The 20,435-nt window shown below is 59.2% G+C and carries 17 protein-coding genes; 11 read left to right on the forward strand and 6 right to left on the reverse strand.

The window, feature by feature from the left end; translation table 11 throughout:
- Positions 1-85: 85 nt before the first annotated feature.
- The 5 genes from Q0792_RS05490 to Q0792_RS05510 all read left to right on the forward strand — a co-directional run bounded on the left by Q0792_RS05490 (position 86) and on the right by Q0792_RS05510 (position 6,226).
- A complete protein-coding gene (locus Q0792_RS05490; protein ID WP_298837274.1) occupies positions 86-2,131 on the forward strand; it encodes a bifunctional diguanylate cyclase/phosphodiesterase in 2,046 nt (681 codons plus the stop codon).
- A 162-nt stretch (positions 2,132-2,293) separates the two neighbouring features.
- The gene (locus Q0792_RS05495) at positions 2,294-3,718 is read left to right on the forward strand and encodes a circularly permuted type 2 ATP-grasp protein (protein WP_298837276.1); all 1,425 of its coding nucleotides are present in this window, start codon (positions 2,294-2,296) and stop codon (positions 3,716-3,718) included.
- A 1-nt stretch (position 3,719) separates the two neighbouring features.
- Complete coding sequence (locus Q0792_RS05500) at positions 3,720-4,661, forward strand: alpha-E domain-containing protein (RefSeq protein ID WP_298837278.1); 942 nt, start codon at positions 3,720-3,722, stop codon at positions 4,659-4,661.
- Positions 4,661-5,458 (forward strand): transglutaminase family protein, encoded by a 798-nt coding sequence (locus Q0792_RS05505; RefSeq protein WP_298837281.1) that lies wholly within the window; start codon positions 4,661-4,663, stop codon positions 5,456-5,458. The genes Q0792_RS05500 and Q0792_RS05505 overlap by 1 nt, the downstream gene beginning before the upstream one ends.
- A gap of 36 nt (positions 5,459-5,494) precedes the next feature.
- Entirely contained in the window at positions 5,495-6,226 is a 732-nt protein-coding gene (locus Q0792_RS05510) for a proteasome-type protease (protein ID WP_298837284.1), read from the forward strand.
- A 122-nt stretch (positions 6,227-6,348) separates the two neighbouring features.
- Here the strand turns inward: Q0792_RS05510 and Q0792_RS05515 are convergent, their stop codons facing one another.
- Positions 6,349-7,539, reverse strand: coding sequence for an MFS transporter (locus Q0792_RS05515; RefSeq protein ID WP_298837288.1), 1,191 nt, complete (start codon positions 7,537-7,539; stop codon positions 6,349-6,351).
- 195 nt (positions 7,540-7,734) lie between these two features.
- Between Q0792_RS05515 and hydA the strand changes: the two genes are divergently transcribed.
- Genes hydA through Q0792_RS05535 form a run of 4 tightly spaced genes read left to right on the forward strand, consistent with a single transcriptional unit; the run spans position 7,735 to position 11,135 of the window.
- Positions 7,735-9,150, forward strand: coding sequence for a dihydropyrimidinase (hydA, locus tag Q0792_RS05520; RefSeq protein WP_298837291.1), 1,416 nt, complete (start codon positions 7,735-7,737; stop codon positions 9,148-9,150).
- Positions 9,147-9,536: a VOC family protein gene (locus Q0792_RS05525; protein WP_298837294.1), complete on the forward strand. Its 390-nt coding sequence runs from the start codon at positions 9,147-9,149 to the stop codon at positions 9,534-9,536. The genes hydA and Q0792_RS05525 overlap by 4 nt, the downstream gene beginning before the upstream one ends.
- On the forward strand, positions 9,533-10,213 hold the full coding sequence (locus tag Q0792_RS05530) for an aspartate/glutamate racemase family protein (protein ID WP_298837297.1): 681 nt from the start codon (positions 9,533-9,535) through the stop codon (positions 10,211-10,213). Before Q0792_RS05525 ends, Q0792_RS05530 begins: the two co-directional genes overlap by 4 nt.
- Positions 10,206-11,135: a dihydrodipicolinate synthase family protein gene (locus Q0792_RS05535; protein WP_298837299.1), complete on the forward strand. Its 930-nt coding sequence runs from the start codon at positions 10,206-10,208 to the stop codon at positions 11,133-11,135. Before Q0792_RS05530 ends, Q0792_RS05535 begins: the two co-directional genes overlap by 8 nt.
- A gap of 11 nt (positions 11,136-11,146) precedes the next feature.
- On the opposite strand, the gene Q0792_RS05540 is transcribed toward Q0792_RS05535, so the two are convergent.
- The 3 genes from Q0792_RS05540 to Q0792_RS05550 form a co-directional block, all read right to left on the reverse strand.
- Positions 11,147-12,328, reverse strand: coding sequence for a DUF1501 domain-containing protein (locus tag Q0792_RS05540; RefSeq protein WP_298837302.1), 1,182 nt, complete (start codon positions 12,326-12,328; stop codon positions 11,147-11,149).
- Between the two features lie 10 nt (positions 12,329-12,338).
- Positions 12,339-13,694 carry a DUF1800 domain-containing protein gene (locus tag Q0792_RS05545; protein WP_298837304.1) on the reverse strand — a complete coding sequence of 452 codons (1,356 nt, stop codon included), beginning with the start codon at positions 13,692-13,694 and terminating at the stop codon, positions 12,339-12,341.
- Between the two features lie 82 nt (positions 13,695-13,776).
- Entirely contained in the window at positions 13,777-14,658 is an 882-nt protein-coding gene (locus Q0792_RS05550) for a LysR family transcriptional regulator (protein WP_298837306.1), read from the reverse strand.
- A gap of 323 nt (positions 14,659-14,981) precedes the next feature.
- On the opposite strand from Q0792_RS05550, the gene Q0792_RS05555 reads away from it, so the two are divergent.
- Positions 14,982-15,614 carry a glutathione S-transferase family protein gene (locus tag Q0792_RS05555; protein ID WP_298837308.1) on the forward strand — a complete coding sequence of 211 codons (633 nt, stop codon included), beginning with the start codon at positions 14,982-14,984 and terminating at the stop codon, positions 15,612-15,614.
- A 23-nt stretch (positions 15,615-15,637) separates the two neighbouring features.
- Positions 15,638-17,698: a bifunctional diguanylate cyclase/phosphodiesterase gene (locus Q0792_RS05560; RefSeq protein ID WP_298837310.1), complete on the forward strand. Its 2,061-nt coding sequence runs from the start codon at positions 15,638-15,640 to the stop codon at positions 17,696-17,698.
- A gap of 79 nt (positions 17,699-17,777) precedes the next feature.
- On the opposite strand, the gene Q0792_RS05565 is transcribed toward Q0792_RS05560, so the two are convergent.
- The gene (locus tag Q0792_RS05565; RefSeq protein WP_298837312.1) at positions 17,778-19,661 is read right to left on the reverse strand and encodes an SLC13 family permease; all 1,884 of its coding nucleotides are present in this window, start codon (positions 19,659-19,661) and stop codon (positions 17,778-17,780) included.
- Positions 19,662-19,781: 120 nt separating this feature from the next.
- Positions 19,782-20,399 (reverse strand): TetR/AcrR family transcriptional regulator, encoded by a 618-nt coding sequence (locus Q0792_RS05570; RefSeq protein ID WP_298837314.1) that lies wholly within the window; start codon positions 20,397-20,399, stop codon positions 19,782-19,784.
- Between the last annotated feature and the right edge of the window lie 36 nt (positions 20,400-20,435).

The raw sequence follows: 20,435 nt of genomic DNA on the forward strand, positions 1-20,435 counted from the left end.
GTCTGAAAATCATCTGTCTGCCTAAAGGAGACGTTTACCGGAACCGGGTTACCGATGCGCCTGATCTGGGAGCCGGGGTTAGGTTTTGTACCGTGTAATCGAGTGTCTGACGCATGAGCACAACCACTGGCTGGTTGCTGTGGCAGCGCTTGTGTGCGTGATCGGCTCCTGCCTCTCGGTCCTGATCTCCAGACGTATTCTCGGGTCCGGCGGGCGCCGCCAACAGGTACAGCTGGTGCTGGGCAGCCTGATTGCAGGAGCCACAATCTGGTCAACACACTTTATTGCAATGCTGGCGTATGATCCGGGCTTCGAGCACGGGTACGAACCGGTTCTGACGGGGCTGTCTCTCGCGGTCGCAGTCGGTGGCATGCTGCTGTCCAATGCGACAATAGCCTTTGTTACCGGCTCTTTCAGATGGATAATCGCCGGTGCCGGCTTCGGCCTGACGGTCTCCACGATGCACTATACAGGCATGTCAGCCTATCTGCTGCCGGGCACGCTGGTCTGGAACCCCGGAACAGTGCTGGTCTCTGTTTTGCTGGGCATGACCCTCGGCGCCGCGGCCTACCACCGTGTCCTGTTTCCCGTTACCCGTTATTGCTGGCTGGGCGGGTCGGCTCTGATGGTTCTGGCGATCTGCACCATGCACTTTACAGGCATGACAGCCTTTGCGCTCGAATTCAGCCCGCTGATTGAGGTGCCGCCTCAGGTCCTTCCCGACGCTGTTCTCGGTCTGATGATCTCGGCGGTTACTGCTGTCATTCTCGTGGTCGGATTTGCCGCTATCAGTATTGAGGTCAACATTGAGCGCGAGGCACTGGAACAGCTTGAGCATACAGCGCATCACGACCATCTGACAGGACTGCCCAACCGGCTTGAACTGAGCCGCCAGATGGAGCGGTTTGAACGCGCCATGAAGCAAAAGCACGATCTCCATGCCGCAGTTATGACAATTGATCTGGATCTGTTCAAAGAGATCAATGATCTTCACGGGCATGCGGCCGGCGATGCAGTGCTGAAAGAAATTGCGCTCAGACTACGATCCTGCTGCGCCGAAGGAGAGTTTGTTGCACGCACGGGCGGTGACGAATTCGTTGCGCTCAAACTGGGCATCCGTTCAGCACAGGAAGTTGAGGATTTTGCGCAGCGCCTGAACAGGCAGATCACCACCCCCGTAGAACTGGAGTTTGTCTCTGCCGCGCTGAGAGCATCTGTTGGAGCCGCTACGACGCTTGAACATGGCAGGGTCGCTGAAGACCTGCTGCAAAAATCTGACCTGGCCATGTACCGCGCCAAAATGCACGCAGACAAGCTGCTCTGTTTCTACGATCCTGAACTGGATGAGCAGAGCCGTGACCGACTTCAGCTGATCAGCGATCTGCGGCAGGCGGCCTCCCGGGGCCAATTCGAACTGGTGTATCAGTTGCAGAACGATCTGATATCCCTCGCGCCGGTGGGCTTTGAGGTACTGATCAGATGGAACCACCCTGAAAAAGGCCGGATATCACCGGCAGAGTTTATCCCGGTTGCTGAAGAAACAGGCCTGATCCGCGAAATCGGTCTGTGGGTCCTGCGCACGGCGTGCATGGAGGCTGCGACCTGGACCAAACCTTTCAGCGTCGCCGTGAATGTCGCGCCTCAGCAACTGGTGCAGCCGACTTTCCTGGAGCATCTGTCTGACATCCTTATCGAGAGCAGACTGCCGCCAGAGCGGCTGGAACTGGAAGTGACAGAGGCCAGCATCATTGAAGACCAGGAACTCACCATTGATGTCATGCACAAAATCAAAGCCATGGGTGTGCGCATTGCCATGGATGACTTCGGGACCGGGTACTCATCGCTTGCAACGCTACAGGCCTTTCCGTTCGACAAGATCAAAATCGATCAGAGTTTTGTACAGGATGTCCATACAGACCATCAGCGCGCCGCCATCGTCCGGTCCACTCTGCTGCTTGGTGATGCACTGAAAATACCGGTTCTGGCGGAAGGGGTGGAACAGGAAAGTGAACTCAGTTTCCTGCGCTCGGAAAACTGTACCTTTGTGCAGGGATACTATTTTGGCAAACCTCTGAGCCTGCAGGAAGTTCAGAAAATTGTCGGCCCCGATGACCTTGAGGCCGCATCCTGAACCGATCCGACCGGAAAGTCCGTCACGATCACACCACGCTGCCCCCCTTTTGAACAGCCGTTTTTGTGACGCACTGGCTAATAAACAGTCAGCCTCCCGGCGGATAAGCATTATGCCGCGCCGATGCATTGCTTCTGACAGCGCGTTGTGCATGCTGAAGGGATGAATACTCCGGGCCAGTTTTTTGACGAGATGCGCGACGGGGCGCAGGCCAGAACGCCCTACAGTGATTACGAGGCGTGGTTCGCGCAGCAGAACACAGACCGGCTTGCCCGCAAGTCGCAGGAAGCCGAAGCCTTTTTCCGGCGTACCGGCATCACCTTCAATGTCTATGGAGCAAGCGACGCCGAAGAACGACTTATCCCGTTCGATCTGGTACCGCGCATTCTTTCATCACGCGAATGGACAAAGCTGTCCCGCGGGATTGACCAGCGTGTCTGTGCAATCAATGCCTTTCTGAACGATATCTACAATCGCCAGGAAATTCTGAGGGCAGGTATTATTCCGGTTGACCTGATTTCCCGGAACGAAGCCTTCCTGCCGCAGATGATGGATTTCAGCCCTCCTGGAGAGGTCTATACCCATATCGTCGGCACGGATATTGTGCGCACCGGCGAAAACGATTTTTACGTGCTCGAGGACAATGCACGGACACCGTCCGGTGTCAGCTACATGCTCGAAAACCGCGAAACCATGCTGCAGATGTTCCCGGAGCTTTTCAGCCGCATCAGGGTGCAGCGGGTCAGCGACTATCCAAAGAACCTGCGCCGGTCGCTGGAAAGTTCTGCACCTGCTTCCTGCAACGGCAGGCCCTGTGTTGTTGTACTGACACCAGGCATCCACAACTCCGCGTATTTCGAACACAGCTTTCTGGCCGATCAGATGGGTGTCGAACTGGTAGAAGGCCACGACCTGCGCGTGGTTGATGGCCATATCGCGATGCGCACCACAAAAGGCTACAAAGTCATCGATGTAATCTACCGGCGCGTCGACGATGAGTTTCTGGACCCCCTTACCTTTAATCCGACCTCGATGCTCGGCGTGCCCGGCATTATGGACGTCTACCGCGCGGGTAATATCACGATCGCAAACGCGCCGGGAACCGGTGTGGCCGATGACAAGGCAATATACAGCTATATGCCTGATATTATTGAGTTCTACACTGGCGAGAAGGCAATCCTGAAAAATGTGCAGACCTTCCGCTGCTCCGAACCCGGGGCGCTGCGTTACGTGCTGGATAACCTGGCGGATCTTGTAGTCAAAGAGGTCCATGGTTCAGGCGGGTACGGTATGCTGGTCGGCCCCGCGGCCAGCAGGAAGGAACTTGCCGATTTCGCCGACAAGCTGCGGGCCCGACCCGGCAATTATATCGCTCAGCCAACTCTGTCGCTGTCGACCTGTCCGATTTTCACGGGCGCCGATCTGGCTCCGCGACACGTCGATCTGCGGCCCTTCGCACTCGTGTCGCCCTCTGGCGTCAACATTACACCGGGTGGGCTGACGCGGGTCGCGCTGACCGAAGGCAGCCTGGTGGTCAACTCAAGCCAGGGCGGCGGTACCAAAGACACCTGGGTACTGGAAGACTGATATGCTGGGAAAAACCGCAGGAGGTCTGTACTGGATGTTCCGCTTTCTGGAGCGGGCGGAAAACACCGCGCGCCTGATCGAGGCCGGGTTCCGCATAGCACTGACGAGATCCAGCGATGCCGAAAGCGAGTGGCAGTCCGTTATCATCACCTCTGCGGTACAGCCACAATATGACGCGCGCTACGATGGGTATGACAGCACGCGGGTTACCGATTTTCTGCTGCGCGACCCGGACAACCCCGGCTCGGTCCTGTCTGTCATGAAAATGGCCCGCGACAATGCGCGGCTGGTCCGGACGGCCCTGACCACAGAAGTCTGGTCTGCTGTGAATGAAACCTGGATGCTTTTTTGCGATCTGCTGCGCGAGCCTGTCCCTGAGACAGAGCTTCCGCATGTTCTGGCAACGATCCGTCAACAATCAGCGCTCGTACGCGGCGCGCTGCACGGTACCATGCTGCGCAACGACATCTTCGATTTCTGTCGTCTGGGAACTTTCATCGAGCGCACCGACAGCACGGCCCGGATTATTGATGTGAAATACTACGCCCTTTTGCCAGCGCCAACCTTTGTCGGCAGCCGGATTGACAATGTTCAGTGGGAAACCCTGTTGCGATCCGTATCCGGTCACCGCTCGTTTCGCTGGGCCGAGGATGGAGAGTTCAACGCGCCCAATATCGCACGCTTTCTGATCCTGGATCGCCGTATGCCCCGCTCGCTGTCGTTCAGTGTCGCGCAGATCGTGGACAATCTGAGCTACATCGCCGAGGAATATGGCACCCGGATGCCCTGTCACGATCTTGCGGACGATCTGCGTGCCCGCCTGAAAGACCGTGACATTGCGTCCATCTTTGAAGAGGGTCTTCACGAGTTCATCAGTTCGATCCTGCAGGACACTGCCCGTCTGGGACTGCAGATCGAGGAAGATTACCGGTTCAACAGATAATGCTGCTCAGTATCCGCCATGAAACCCGCTACTCGTACAGCCATCCGGTGGAATACGCCCTGCAGAAAGTGCGTCTGACGCCGCGCTCGGATGCGGTGCAGACCGTTGTCGAATGGACCCTGCATGCAGATGGCGGCAAGGCCGAGGCGGGATACCGCGATCACTATGGCAATCAGACTGATCTGATCAGTGCCAATCCGGGTACGACCGAACTGATCATCCGCGCCGAAGGACAGATAAACACCAAGGACACAGCCGGCGTTTTCGGCCAGGTATACGGACGCGCGCCCCTGTGGCACTTTCAGCGGGAAACGCCACAGACGACCTGCAACCCGGCAATCCGGGATCTGGCGGCCGGTATGGCAGAGGCAGGTGACAGGCTGACAGAGCTGCACGCCCTGTCAGCGTCCGTTCTGGAGGCCGTTCCGTACGAAACCGGTGCCACACAGGTCGGCACGACCGCAGCAGAGGCACTGGCGACCGGCAAGGGCGTGTGTCAGGACCACGCGCATATATTCATTGCCGCCGCGCGTTCCGCCGGCATCCCGGCGCGATATGTCAGCGGGTATCTGATGATGGATGACCGGGCCGATCAGGATGCCAGCCACGCCTGGGCCGAAGCACATATTGACCGGCTTGGATGGGTTGGTTTCGATGTCTCAAACGGCATCTCACCGGATGAACGGTATGTGCGTATCGCGATCGGACGGGACGGGGCCGAGGCTGCACCGATTTACGGCCTGCGTCACGGCACTGCTGACGAGTCGATGATTGTATCTTTGCAGGTACAGCAGTAGTCATTTGATCAGATCAAAACCACTGAAAGACCTCGGATGACTTATTGCGTCGGGATGCGGCTCAACGACGGGCTGGTGTTTATGTCGGATACCCGTACCAATGCGGGTGTCGACAACTTTTCCACCAGCCGCAAGATGTTCAACTGGACAGTTCCGGGCGAGCGCAGCATCACCCTCATGACGGCAGGCAATCTCGCGACGACACAGGCAGTTGTCAGCCTTCTCGAAGAACGCTCGGTGGCCACCGAGGCGCGCGACCCCGGCATTCTGAGCCGCGAAACAATGTTTCAGGTTGCGCGACTGGTGGGTGCAACGCTGAAAGAAGTGATTGCTGATTCCGGCCCCGACGGTCCGACAGCCGATGACCGTTTTGCCGCGTCAATCATTGTGGGCGGACAGATCAAAGGCGGTGAGCCAACCATTTTCCTCATATATCCCGAAGGCAATTTCATCGAGATCAGCGACGACACACCATTTTTTCAGATTGGTGAAACGAAGTACGGCAAACCGATCCTGGTGCGGACCTATGATCCGGCAATGGCCTTTGAGGATGCGGTAAAGCTGTTGTTGGTTTCCTTTGATTCCACTGTGAAATCAAACCTGTCGTGTGGTCTGCCATTTGATCTGCACGTTTATGAGCGGGACAGCCTCACCTCTGATCGCAGAACCCGCATTGAAGAGTCGGACCCCGTGTATCAGACGATTTCCAACGGATGGGGAGATGCGCTGCGCGAGGCCTTTCAGGGGTTGCCGAGTTATCGCGTCTGAACCGGCCACGCGCGCAAAACCGGCCGCATTCAGTGACAAGTGTCTCCGGATGTCTCAGCGCAGATCCGAAAGCCCCGCAGATCAACCAGACAGGGATCCGAGCGCTGATCGCCGGCCCGGACTCACTTCCCGCGCACAGGTGGACGCAACCACGGCGCCAGAACAAAGGCCATCACAGCGAGTGCGGCCAGGACCAGAAACGACAGACGCAGACCGGTAAGCTCTGCAATGAACCCGATAACCGGCGGGCCAAGAAGCATGCCCCCGTATCCCAGTGTCGCAACTGCTGCGATGGCAGGACCGGGCGCCATAGTCTCATCGCGGGCCGCACGGGAGAACACGAGCGGCATCAATACCGCGTAACCCGCCCCTACCAGCGCAAAACCGGACAACACTGTCCCAAGTGCCTCACTAAAGACCACGAGCATCATTCCAGTGAATGCAGAGACCGCGCTGGCCCGTGTCGTCAGCACTGGCCCGAAACGTTCTGTCAGATGCCCCCCCGTCAGCCGCACAAGCACCATCATAATACTGAAAACCGCATAGCCCAGTGCCGCCTGGGCCTCCGTCGCCTCGACGGCAATGCGCAGGAAAACCGCACCCCAGTCAGCGATTGCCCCCTCGCCCATCGACGCTGACAGCGCAATCAGACCGACAAATCCAAGCGCGCCGCGCGGGAGCGCAACCAATGGCCCGGGTGGGCTGTCCGGCCCTGTCACAGCTGTCGGTGCCGCCGCCGCCGGGATCATAAGAGCGAGCGCCAGAATACCGCCCGGCACGACAACAGCCGCAAAATGGGGCAGGACACCAAGCCCGGCGCTTACAGCAGCATAACCGCTGGCAGCCCCCAGCCCCGCTCCGAGGCTGAACGCCGCGTGAAAAACCGACATTGTACTACGTTCGAGGCGATCCTCGATCTGTGCCCCCCAGCCGTTCATCGCAACATCCATGGAGCCATGCGCCGCGCCAAAAAAGAACAGCAGCACCGCCAGTGACACTGGCCCGGGTGCAAGCGCCAGGGCAACCAGTGCCGGCCCATAGACAAAAGCACATCTGATCGTCAGGCGGTCAGCGCCCCATTTTTCGGACAATGCCCCGGCCAGAGGGAAGGATACAATTGCCCCGGCTGCGAGCGCCAGCAAAAGCAGGCCAAGCGTGCCCGGTTCCAGCGCAAAGCCCTCTTTGAACGCGGGCACACGGGATGCCCAGACACCGAACAAGAGCCCGTTAAAGGTGAAGGCCGCCACGACTGCGCGCCACCCACGGTCACGCCACAAAGCGGCCCGCACCGCGGATCTGCTGGGTGAGGCCACAGTCACGCTCCGGCTCCTGTTCCGCGGCGCTGCAGAAACAGCACGCAGAATGAACGTATCGGGCTGTCTGAGGTCATCTCGGAATTCTGCCTGTTTATGCCATTGAATAAAGCACGGCCCGTGAGCACGCAGCGGGACTTTGCATGCGCGCAAAATGACGTCATGCTGAGCGGCAATGCAACACAAAGGAACGCGATGCGACCTGACACCGTGATAAAAGGCGGCCAGATCGTCACACCGCAGGGTGTGATCATGGGCGATCTCGGTATTCGGGGCGGAAAAATCATCTCCGTCGGCCCTGAATTCAGCGCGGCAGACAAAGTTGTCGATGCCACGGACAAAGTGGTTTTGCCCGGTGGTATCGACCCGCATGCGCACATAGAACAGATGTCCGGGATGGGCCAGTGGAACGCCGATACCTTTGAAACAGCTACGAAATCCGCCGCCATGGGTGGTACGACCAGCGTGATCTCATTTGCCGCGCAGAACAAAGGGCAAAGCATTAAGCAGACCGTGGCCGATTACGCCGCCCGCGCCGGACGGGGCGCCATGATCGACTATGCGTTTCACATCACGGTCACGGACCCTGCGGTAAAGGACTTCGGGCAGGACATCCGACGGTTCGCCGCAGAAGGTCACCGGTCGCTCAAGGTGTTCACCACATATAACATTCAGCTGGACGACGCCGCACTGCTGGGGGTCATGCGCCTGGCGCGTGAGGCCGGAGCTCTGGTCTGTGTACATGCGGAAAATGATGCGATCATCGCGGATGCGCGCGACCGTCTGATCGAAGCCGGACAGATCACCCCCGCAGACCACGCCAGGTCACGCCCCCGCGTTGCCGAGATCGAGGCAATCGAACGCGTCTGCCGGTTTGCAGAACACCTGGACCAGTCAGTGATGATTTTTCATGTCTCTGCAGCCGAAAGTGTCACTGCAATACGCGCAGCACAGGCCCGTGGCGCACCTGTCAGGGCGGAGACCTGTCCGCATTATCTTTTCATGACCGCTGACGTTCTGGACCGCCCGGGCCTTGAGGGCGCGAAATGGATGTGCTCACCCCCCCAGCGCACAAAGACCGATCAGGACGCACTCCGTGACGGACTGGCGGACGGTACGCTCTCACTGGTTTCATCAGATCATGCGCCCTACCGGTTTGATGAAACGGGTAAACTGTCCGCCGGGCCGGATGCCGGTTTTCACCAGATCGCAAATGGCCTGCCCGGACTGGAAACGCGGCTGCCGCTGATGTTCGACGCGATGGTTTCACAGGGAGACGCCGGGCTTTCTGCTTTCGCAGAGCTGACGGCCACTGCTCCTGCGCGCCTTTACGGGCTCGCCGGCAAAGGATCGATCGCGCCCGGTATGGACGCTGATATTGCAATCTGGGACCCGGACCGAAAGGTGACCTGGGGCGACGACGATCTGCATGACAACGTGGGATACAATCCCTGGAGCGGTCGCAGTATTACCGGCTGGCCTGTACAGGTTTTTCTGCGCGGTGATCTGCTCGTTGACGACGGAACGTTTCTGGGCTCGCCCGGAACGGGCCGGAGAATACAACGGCCGGAACCGGTCACTTTCACCTCCACACCAGAGGTCAGGGCATGAACCGGCCGGTCATCGAAAACACGCTCGCCATCACTTTTTTCTACTATCGCGATCTGCCCCGGGCGATGGATTTCTACGAGAACGTCCTGGGGCTGACGCTCGCAATCGATCAGGGCTGGTGTAAAATCTACCGCATCTGTGGGGGCGCGCACGTCGGACTGGTTGACGAAACCCGCGGCATGAACCGCTGGACGCCGGAAAAGCCGGTACAGCTTTGCATCCGCACGCCCGACGTCGACGGATGGTACAGCTGGGCCGCAGCACAGGAAATCCCTGGTTTGTCAGAAATGTTCGAAAATGAAGCACTGGGCATCCGCGCGTTTGTCATGCCGGACCCCGAAGGCTATCAGATCGAAATTCAGTCAGCGTCACGGGCGGACGCATGAAGTCACTGATTGTGATCAATCCCAATTCGTCGGAAACGGTGACACGGGGTATCGACACGGCGGTCGAGCCATTGCGCCGCTTTGGCACACCGATCCGCTGTCTTACCCTGGCCGCGGGGCCCGCCGGTATCGAAACCCAGTTGCAGGCAGACCGCACAATCGCGCCGATGCTTGACCTGGCAGCACAGCAGAAAGATGCGGCCGGGTATGTTATTGCCTGCTTTGGCGACCCCGGCCTGCACGCGCTCCGCGATCAGACCGCCCTGCCCGTTACCGGTATTCAGGAGGCTGCTGTCATGACAGCTCTGACACTGGGGCACCGGTTCGGCGTAATCTCAATTCTCGCAAGGTCGGTTCCCCGGCATCTGCGCGCCTTTGGGGCGATGGGTGTGCTGGACAGGCTGGCGGGGGATCGTGCACTTGGCCTCGGTGTCGCGGATCTGGCAGACGACGACAATTGCCTTCAGGCGATGATCCGGACCGGAAAAACTCTCCGTGACAAAGACGGCGCCGATGTTCTGATCATGGGGTGTGCGGGCATGGCGCGGTACCGGGACGACCTCAAGGATGCAACAGGTCTGCCGGTGGTTGAGCCCACTCAGGCAGCCGCAGCCATGGCTCTGGGGCAGATCGCCCTGAGGCTGACACACCGAAACGAAAGGCCCTGCGATGATTGACGAGACCACCCATGGCGTTTTCACAATTGCGGCCACACCTTTCCTGCCGGACGGCCAGCTGGACACGGACAGCCTCGACCGGATGGTAGACGCCTATATCGCACGTGGCGCCACCGGTCTGACGATCCTTGGCATGATGGGAGAAGCCGGCAAACTGACCGCGGCGGAATCCAAACTGGTGGTAAGTCGGGTCATCGCGCGGGCCTCTGTGCCGGTGGTTGTGGGTGTTTCAGCGCCTGGTCTTGCGGCTATGTCTGCGCTGGCAAAATCGTCAGTGGACACCGGAGCCGCCGGTGTCATGGTGGCGCCCCCGCCCACACTGCGCACCGATGCGCAGATCCTGGGGTATTTTCAGGATGTTGCAGAAAACCTCGGCAGTATTCCCTTTGTTCTGCAGGATTTTCCGCTTGCGACCGGCGTACAGATATCAGCGTCCGTCATTCTGCAGATTGTCGAAACCTGCCCGACCTGCGTGATGCTCAAACACGAAGACTGGCCTGGTCTTGAAAAAATATCGGCTCTGCGCGCTGCGTCAGACGCCGGCGCGCGGCGTATTTCAATCCTCTGCGGCAATGGCGGACTGTATCTGCTTGAGGAGATGCTGCGGGGTGCCGATGGCGCGATGACTGGCTTTGGGTATCCCGAGATGATGGCGCAGGTTATCGCGGCGCTCGATGACGGTGATCAGCACAGAGCCCGGGATATTTTTGACGCCTATATGCCGATGATCCGGTACGAGGCTCAACCGGGAATGGGACTGGCCATCCGAAAGTATTCATTGTTCCGACAGGGGGTTATCGCACATCCAACACTTCGCAGACCCGGTGCCACCCTGTCTGCCGCCGCTGCAGCTGAAACCGATGCTCTGGCCGCGCGCCAGGAAATACGGCTGCGCAGTCTGGGTATTGAGCCCCCCTGCTGATCTGTCCGGTCTCACCGGACAACCTCTGGCAGGCCCGCAAGATCGAGGCCCGGAAAGACATGCCGTTCGATCATACTCTGCTCAAGCCCGAAGAGGCCCTGCATCACGGCACCCGCGTAACCACGCACATCGGCAGTCGGCATCAGATCCCTGCGGTCCAGCAGGTTTTCTTCGGACAGACCCGGCCAGTCAGTATAGACCACGCCGCCTCTGACAGCCCCACCGGCCATCAGCATGACACCACCGGTCCCGTGATCGGTACCCTGCGATCCGTTCTGGCGGACCGTTCGGCCAAACTCTGTTACCGCCAGTATGGCCGTTTCGGACCAGACCGGGCCAAGCCCGCGCTGCAGCGTCAGGATCGTGTCAGACAAACGCCCCAGCAGGCCCGGCATCTCGCGTGCCTGAGCGCGGTGTGTGTCCCAGCCACTCAGCGAAAAGCTCGCGATGCGCGTGGCTCCACGCATCCGGCTGGCCGCAAACTCTGCAATGGCGCGCTCGGGCCGGCCCGGCGTGCGCGCAGACGCGCTTTGCAGGCCTTCTGTATCGCGCGAAAGAACCAGAGCCTCTGCTGCCGCATCACGAAACAGCGGATCAGACCGGTACATACGCACCAGCAGCTGTTCGGCTGCCGACCCCAGTGACAGGCGGCTGTCGGGCGACCAGTTTGCAACTGGTGCGTCACCGGCCAGAATCCGCAGATCGCCCCGGCCAATGGCAAATCCGGTTTCCATGTGAATCCCGGGGCTGGCCTGCAGCAGGCGGTTCAGCCAGCCGTCCCGCCTCTCTCCCGGCGCGCTCCCCGGGCCCATACCGGCTTCCAGCATGTTCTGACCGTCAAAATGGCTGCGCTCATTCCGGTACGGCGTAGACACTGCATGTGCAAAAGCCAGCTCGCCCGCATCCCAGAGTGGCATCAGCTGAGAGAGACCGGCGTTCAGTGCGAAAAACCCATCGAGGTCATGAACCCCGTTGCCGAAGCCAGACCGGAGACCTGCAAACGCCGGATCTCCGACCGGGCGAACGACGTCAAGCCCATCCACGGCACCGCGCAGGACAATAACGACCAGTCTCGCATCCCAGGGTGCCGAGGCCATTGTGATGCCGGACATAAAAGGCCAGGCAGCAGCGGAACACCCTGCGCTGCCAAGTCCTTTCAGGATCGTTCGTCGTGACAGAAATGCAGATGTCATATGCCTGCTCCTAACGCCTGTTGAACTCCGAAGAGACGAGAACCATCGTGATGCCCTCTGCCCTGGTTTCCGCCGCCGGGACCGCAAACCGGAGATCCGGACCGGCGATACCCGGTAAAACCTGCTCCAGAAACTGGCGGGGGTCTGATACGCTGTCTTCAAGGCGCCCGGTCAGGGCCCGGGACCAGCTGATCCGGGCTGCCAGACCCTGCGGAGTGATCCAGTGCGACGGCGCTTCGGGCCATCCATCCGGTCCGGGTGGTCGCATAAAAGGCTGCCCCATCTGCGCAAGCGGACGCACCAGCATACGCCGCATGTCGCGCGCAGGCAGCGTGCTGATCTGTGCGCCTGTCAGGCCGAACGCGCGCAGGGCCGACACAATGAACTCAAGCGGTTGGCGCACCTTGCGCAAAGGTGCAGAGGCTGTTTGCGGATGCTCTGCCAGTGTGCGGGTTACCGCCATCAGGTTTCCGCCGGACGCGCTGTAGCTTTCGGCCAGATCAGCAACCAGAGAACCCGGCGGCGTGTCTGCCACAAAGTGTACCGCCAGCTTGCGCGCTATATGCCTCGCGGTTTCAGGCCGCGCGGCGAGATCGTCGAGAAAGGCGTCTATATCGCCGGGCCGGGCCCGTTTGTCCGAGCCATAGCTGCGCCCGAGTACTGTTTCCGCGCCGGGTTGCGCACCCGCGGGGCGGAAAACAAAACCCGTTTTCGGGTTTACCGTCAGACCCGTCAGCAGCTCTGCGGCTGCGCGCACATCCTGCTGTGTATAGCCCGACCCTGCGCCCATGGTGTGCAGTTCCAGCAGCTCTCTGGCGAAATTCTCGTTAAGGCCGCGACCGGTGCGGGCCGCAAGCGGCGACGCCGGGCCAAAAGATACAGCCTGATCCAGATAGCTCAGCATCGCAGGCTGGCGTACAACCGCCTTGAGCATATCCGCGAAATAGCCGGTGACATATGGGCGGATCGCCTCATCCACATAGGAAACCGCACCGGCCCGCAGGACGAGGTTGTCCGGCGCCGCGGTAAAATGATCGGCCCAGAACCAGACAAGCCGCTCGCGCAGAGGTGCCTGCGTATCAAGCATGCGGGCAACCGAAGATCTCAGCCCGGAGGTTACGGCATTGCGCAGGGACATTCTCAGGGTTTCGTACCTTGCCTGCGCCGCGGCGTCTCCTGCCTGCGCGGCCTTACCAGCCTTCCGGAAAGCCTGTCCCTCGCGCAGAGCCTGAGATGTGGTCATAACAGGAAAGCGCGACACCATGTCGTCCGGCTTTTTCAGATCGTTCAGCAGACGCCGGACCGGAACCGGCGGATGGGCCGGGCCAAATCCGTAGGCAAACCTGATTCCTGCCGTATCCGTCACACTGTGCCGCCTTCTGCGTCTGTTCTGTTCAGAGAGTAACACGAAACGGGCCCGAAATTCCGTCGGCAGACGTGTCAGCCGGTCAGGTCAGCTCGGTACGCAGATGTTCAATAAGTGTCCGGATCCGCGCCGTGAGGTGACGCCCCGGCGGGTACACTGCATAGAGCCCGATCGATTCCACCTCTGCATCCTCAAACAAGGCCTGAAGCTGCCCTGTGTCGATCAGCGGTTGCGCAGTATAGAGCGGTATCCGCCCGATCCCGAGGCCACCGGCTGCCATGCGTGCCACTGCCATTGGCGAGTTTGCGCGAAAGTTTCCGCCCACGGCAACGGTCACGTCCCTGCCTTCTTTCCTGAAGACCCAGTGATCGCTGCTGTCACCGGTTGCCTGCAGCAGACAGTTGTGTGTTGCCAGGGCCGCCGGATCCTGCGGTCTGCCGTGTTCTGCGAGATATTCCGGCGACGCGACGCAGACGATCCGCATGTCGAGGATTTTCCGTGCGACGAGGACTGAATCGCTGAGCGCACCAAACCGGATTGCCAGGTCAAATCCCTGTTCGATGACAGACACATGGTGATCCGACAGGTTCAGTTCGATTTCGACACGCGGATTTTCGAGCTGAAAGGGACGCAGCGCTTCGACGAGATGTGTGCTGCCGAAACCGGTTGGCGCTGTTATCCGGATCAGGCCGGCAAGCTCGGACTGTTTGTCCTGCACAAGCCCTTCCAGCTCGTCAAACTGGTCAAGCAGTGGCTGACAGCGCGTGAAATATGCGCGCCCTGTGTCCGTCAGCGTGACGCTGCGCGTCGTCCGGTGCAGAAGCTGAGCGCCGAGGCGTTCTTCCAGCTGCCGCACATATTTGCTGGCCAGTTTTGTGCTGATCCCGAGCCGCCGTGCACCAGCGGTAAAGGATTCCTCCGCCGCGACCGCAGCAAAGGTGCGCATCCCATCAATCGTATCCATAACCGCCCCTCTTTATCCACAAAACACACAAAAAAATCCGCAGGACCGCTGATTATCCCCACTATACAACCTTTGAACTTGAGAGACAGAAACCCGCCTCCTTTCGGCGGAAATCGTCCAACGCTGGGCAAGAGATTGCTCAAACTGCATTTTCGGGATGTCCGGGCCATCGCCGACCAGCGCCTGCTGAACCGGGCCGCGTTCTCTTCGAAACGGACAATTTGCCGAAAAACGTCGGTCTGTGGACCTGCCCGATTTAACACCGCTTAACCGACAAGGATTAATTTCGCGGGTTCAGTCCCTGTTATACGAAAGGCCACAATATGACGCGACTTTATGCCTGCCCGGGTTCCGGAAACTGCTTCAAACCCTGGCTGGCCCTCAACCAGCTGGGCCTGCCGTTTGAACTTTCCATGGTGGATGTTCTGGCCGGCGAACAGAAATCCGACTGGTTTATGAAAATCAACCCTGACGGCGTCGTGCCCTATCTTGTCACAGACGGTGGCCGGGGCCTGGGCGAGAGCAATGCGATGCTGTGGTATCTGGCCGAAAACACATATCTGATGCCCGCAGACAACCATGAGCGCGCCTCAGCTCTGCAATGGATGTTCTTTGAGCAGTCGCGCCTGGAGCCCTATATTTCGCCCGCGCGCTTTTTTACCACAATCCTGCCTGCAGAGCGTGAAAAACGTGCAACAGATATCGCAGCATGGCAGGCCGCCGCAAAACCGGGGCTGGCGCGGCTGGACACACATCTTGCAGGATCAGAGTTCATGCTCGGTTCGGGCTATTCGGTCGCAGACATCGCGTTGTTCGGTTATGTACATGTAACTGAAGAAGCTGGCATTCCGCTCGCTGATTATCCGTCTGTCAGCCGCTGGCTTGCTGATGTCACCGGCACAGATAACTTCCGTCCGCTGGCCGACCTGGGCAGCGCGTCGGATCGCGCTGCCTGAACGGCAGCTGCGGAGAACACTTTATGCACGCGCACAGGCCCGATCACAGGGCGGGACCGGCACCGGATGGCCCGCTGACGGACCGGCAGGACACGTTTGAGGTCGTACGGGAGCTTTCCAGCCCGGTCTGGGTCTTTGACATTGATCACAACCGGGTAATCTGCGCGAATGCTGCTGCCTGCACCATGTGGCAGGCCGAAGACGAGGCTGAACTCTGCGCGCGGGACATGTCTCTGGGTATGTCAACAACGGTTGCGCGTCGCCTGCGTCAGTATCAGGACGACTTCCTCCGCCAGCCCGGGATCACGTTCCGCGAAATGTGGACATTGTACCCGCATGGCAAGCCGGTCAGCTCAAACGTCGCATTTCGGGGTTTTCGCCTGCCGGATAACCGGATGGCCATGTTGTGCGAGATCCTGTCAGGAACCGGGGACACGCCCGACAACCTCAGAAGCACAGAGGCCCTGCTGCATACCGACGTCATGATCGCCCACTTTGATCTCAGGGGGACTGCGCTCTACATGAACCCCGCCGCGCGCAATGTCATTGGCTGCGCTGCCGAAAACCTGGGCTCATTGTTTACTGACAAAGCCGATTATCACGCGATGATGTTTGACCTGGATGGCAGAGGCGAGCATCGTATGGTGGCGCAGGTGGCCCTGTCGCCGGATCCCATGTGGTTCGATCTCTCTGCCAAACTTTGCAGCGACGCCGTTACCGGTGAACCGGCCGTTCTCGTGACCGCCATTGATGTGACCGAGCTGAAAACAGCCCGCGATACAGCGCGGTATCTGGCAGACCGTGATCAGCTTACCGGCTGCTATAACCGGTTTTACATGCAGCGCCATTTTGATGCCTTGCAGGCAGACGGGCAAACCGGTCATGTCATGCTCTACTTCGACGTTGACCGTTTCAAACATGTCAATGACACGTTCGGCCACGAAGCCGGCGACGCCGTTCTGAAAACCCTGGCCAAACGGGCTCTGAGCGCAGTGCGGGATGGTGACATCGTGGGCCGGCTCGGCGGCGACGAATTTGTTGTTCTTCTGACCTGCCCGGCGGAGGACAAGATGGCCCTGCAACGGGCCGAACAGGTTTTTGAGAAACTCGCCGGCCCTCTTGTGCGCGGCTCTGCCAGCATCCCCGTTCATGTCAGCATGGGCTGCGCCCGCTTCGCGCCGGGTAAGGACGATTTTGAAGCGGTCATGCGGCAGGCAGATATCGCGCTTTATCACTCCAAAAGAGAAGGCCGGAACCGCCTGACATTCTTTGACACGGATATGGGCAGGGCTGCTCTGGCGAAAATCAGGCTGGAGTCCGAAATCGAACAGGCGCTGCAAAACGAAGAGTTTGTCCTGCATTTTCAGCCACGCGTCGATGTAAAATCAGGCGCGGTCGTTTCTGTCGAGGGGCTGGTGCGCTGGAACCACCCGGAACGCGGCCTGGTCCCACCGGATGAATTCATTCCTGTGTGCGAGGAAACCGGTCTGATCGAGACGCTCGGGCAGCACGTGCTCGAGATCGGTTTTCGCCAGGCCCGGGCATGGCATGACGCCGGACGGTCCATAGACATGTCCCTGAACATCTCGCCGCGACAATTCTCGGACAAACAGCTGATGCAGACGCTGTCCCGCTTTGCGGCAACACGGGATTTTCCGTCTCACCGGATTGAACTTGAGATCACCGAAAACATACTGATCGGTGATGTCGGTGCGATCGCGTCGAAACTCAAAGCAATCTCCGAAATGGGATACCGTATTGCGATTGATGACTTCGGGACGGGTTATTCCAACCTCGCCTACATTTCCCAGTTTCCGCTCAGCGGCCTGAAAATCGACCAGTCTTTCATCCGGCAACTGCCTGAAACGGGACCAATCGTCAGTCTAATCCTTGCGCTGGGACAACAGGTTGGTGCGACCGTCGTTGCCGAAGGCGTTGAAACCAGAGAGCAATTTGACTGGCTGTCATATCACAACTGCGACCAGATCCAGGGTTTTTACTTCAGCCGTCCGGTCTCTCTGGAGAACCTTGACGATCACTGGCTGGCAGACAGACCGACACCTCGGACCGGCTCCCCGCCGTGAAATCTCAGATCCCGGGCGCTCACCCGCATGCTGTATCGCGCGCAGAGTGCCCGGCCCGCGCCCGACAGAGGGTTGCAGGTCAGAACACCACATTCATCATCAGAAGCGACACGACCAGAAACAGGATCGTCATGATCCCGCCGCTCTTGATGAAATCTGTGACCCGGTAACCCGCCGGCCCCATGATCAGCGCATTGACCTGATGCGTCGGGATCAGAAACGAGTTGGAAGTGGAAATCGCAACCGTCAGCGCAAAAATCGCCGGATCACCGCCGGCCGCCACAGCAATCGACACTGCCAGCGGAACAAGCAGTACGGTGGCACCCACGTTGGACATGATCAGCGTGAATATGGTGGCCAGCACCGCCACGCCTGCCTGAAGTGACCACAACGGCCACCCGTCAAGCAACATCAGGATCTGCTGCGCAATCCAGGAGGCGGTACCGGTGGTTTGCACGGCCTGCCCCAGAGGAATAAGACTTGCGAGCAGAAATACCGTGCTCCAGCTGACAGCATCATAGGCGTCGTCAATGTCCAGAACGCCGGTCAGGATCATGCCCACTGCCCCGGTCAGCAGGCAGAGGGACAGCCTCAGATCGGTAAAAAGGATCAGCGTGAGCGAGATCAGAAAAAACAAAAGCGCCCACCCGACTTTTTTGGGCCTCAGTTCCTCCTGAGGAAAATCTGTGGTGACCACGACAAAATCCCGGTCACGGGTCAGCCGCGTAAGCGCTTCCCATGTGCTGTGAATCACCAGTGTATCGCCTGCATGAAACGGCTCTTCGCCCACCGGTGTCGGCGCGTGATCCTCGGTTTCTACGTAGCTCATGGTCTCTTCGTCGCGGTGGATCGCCAGCAGGCTCGCGCCATAGGTTTTGCGAAAAACCAGATCATGCGCGCATTTCCCAATCACTGATGACCCCGGCGGCACCACCATTTCGGCAACGCCGGATTTGGTGGCCGCATAGTCTTCGGCAAAGACTTCGAGGTCATTGTGCAGGATGTATCCACCTTCCTCCACCATCTGCTCGATCACTTTACGGCGTCCCAGCACAGCGATCCGGCAGGGCGCGGTAATCTGGGTCTGGATCACCGGCGCGAACCACCGCTTGCCCTGATAGGCGCTGCCGATGATGTAGATATGATACCGCTGCATCACGTCATCAAAGGTTTCTCCTTCGCAGGGGTGGCCCGCGGGAATGGAGATTTCAAAGATATCCGTTTTCAGGCCATAGATGTTCTTGAGATAGGTTTTGAGGGACTGACCACTGGTACCATCGCCGCTCTTTTTTCCAGCGGGCAGCACCCAGCGCCCCAGAAGAGTGAAATAGAGGATACCGGTCAGAACAAGGCAGACACCAACAGGCGTCACAGAAAACAGCCCGAAGGGTTCCATCTGCTGCCCGGCCGGCAGCGTCTGATTTGCACTGATCAGCAGATCATTCAGCAGGATGAGCGGCGAGGATCCCACCATCGTCAGCGTACCGCCGAGGATGGCACAAAACCCCATCGGCATCAGAAGCCTGCTGAGCGGCAGCTCTGTCCGAACTGAAATCCGGCTGACAACAGGCAGAAAAAGCGCCGCAGCGCCCACGTTCTGCATAAACGACGAGATCACGCCGACCGTGCCGGAAACGATCGGGATGATCCGCGTTTCCGTCTTGCCGCCGTGTTTCAGGATCAGCGACGCGACCTTGCTCATCAGACCGGTTTTGTCGAGCCCCGCCCCGATGATCATTACAGCAATGATCGACACCACCGCATTCGACGCCAGCCCGTCAAACAGCCTGCTGACATCTGCCAGCGACCCCAGACCCGGCAACTGGCTGAGCAGGCCCAGCAGCACCATCACCAGAATGGCTGCAAAATCGATCCGGACGATTTCTGACACAAAGAGGAAAACGGTAAATGCCAGAAGGCCGAGTACCACGGCCATTTCCGTCGTAAGGCTGATGACGTCCAAGTTTTCTCCCCCCTGCTCTATTGTTAGTACCTGAGGGGGGGATCCGGCAACAATCGTTCTGCAGCAAAAGGCACAGGGGTTGTCGGGAAAGCACAGGCGTCCGGCCGCGGCTGCGGGATTTCAGGCCTCGCGCGGTGCGAACAGCAGTTTCAGATAGGTGCGGAACAGCATGATCTGTTGCGAGGCGCTGTTGTGTTCGCCCAGCGCGCGCTGCAGAACAAGCCCACCCTCGGCCACACCGGACACCATATCGCCCAGCGCATCCATGTTGACCGCTTCGCGTGGTTCATAGACACGCGCGATTTCTTCGAACATGCCCCGGAACCTTTTGCGCCAGCCCAGAATTGCCTGGCGGTTCAGGTCGCGCACGCCCTTGTCAAAAAGCCTGTCCTGATAGGCCGTAGCGGCAATAACGCAGCCCGGATGACCGGTTGGCATCTCCTCCAGCAACTCTGCAAGCAGCTTCAGCCCGATCAGCATACAGTGCAGCGGGTCGTCACTCAGCTCGCGCGCCCGGGAAAAGAGGTCATCATAAAGCCGGTTTTCGGCGTCGATGTAACGCTCCAGCATCGCCCGGGCCAGCGCGTTCTTGTCCTTGAAATGATAAAAGAACCCACCGCGTGAAATGCCCGCGCCCGCAACAATTTCTTCGATGGATGTGGCCTCAAATCCTTTTTCAAGCACCGCCGCTTCGGCGATGTCGAGGATTCTCGACCGGGTATCTGGTTTTGCCACCATCTGTCTTTCTCCCACTGTACCGCAGGTACAGTTGAC

Source organism: uncultured Roseobacter sp. (assembly GCF_947495025.1).
Classification (GTDB): domain Bacteria; phylum Pseudomonadota; class Alphaproteobacteria; order Rhodobacterales; family Rhodobacteraceae; genus Roseobacter.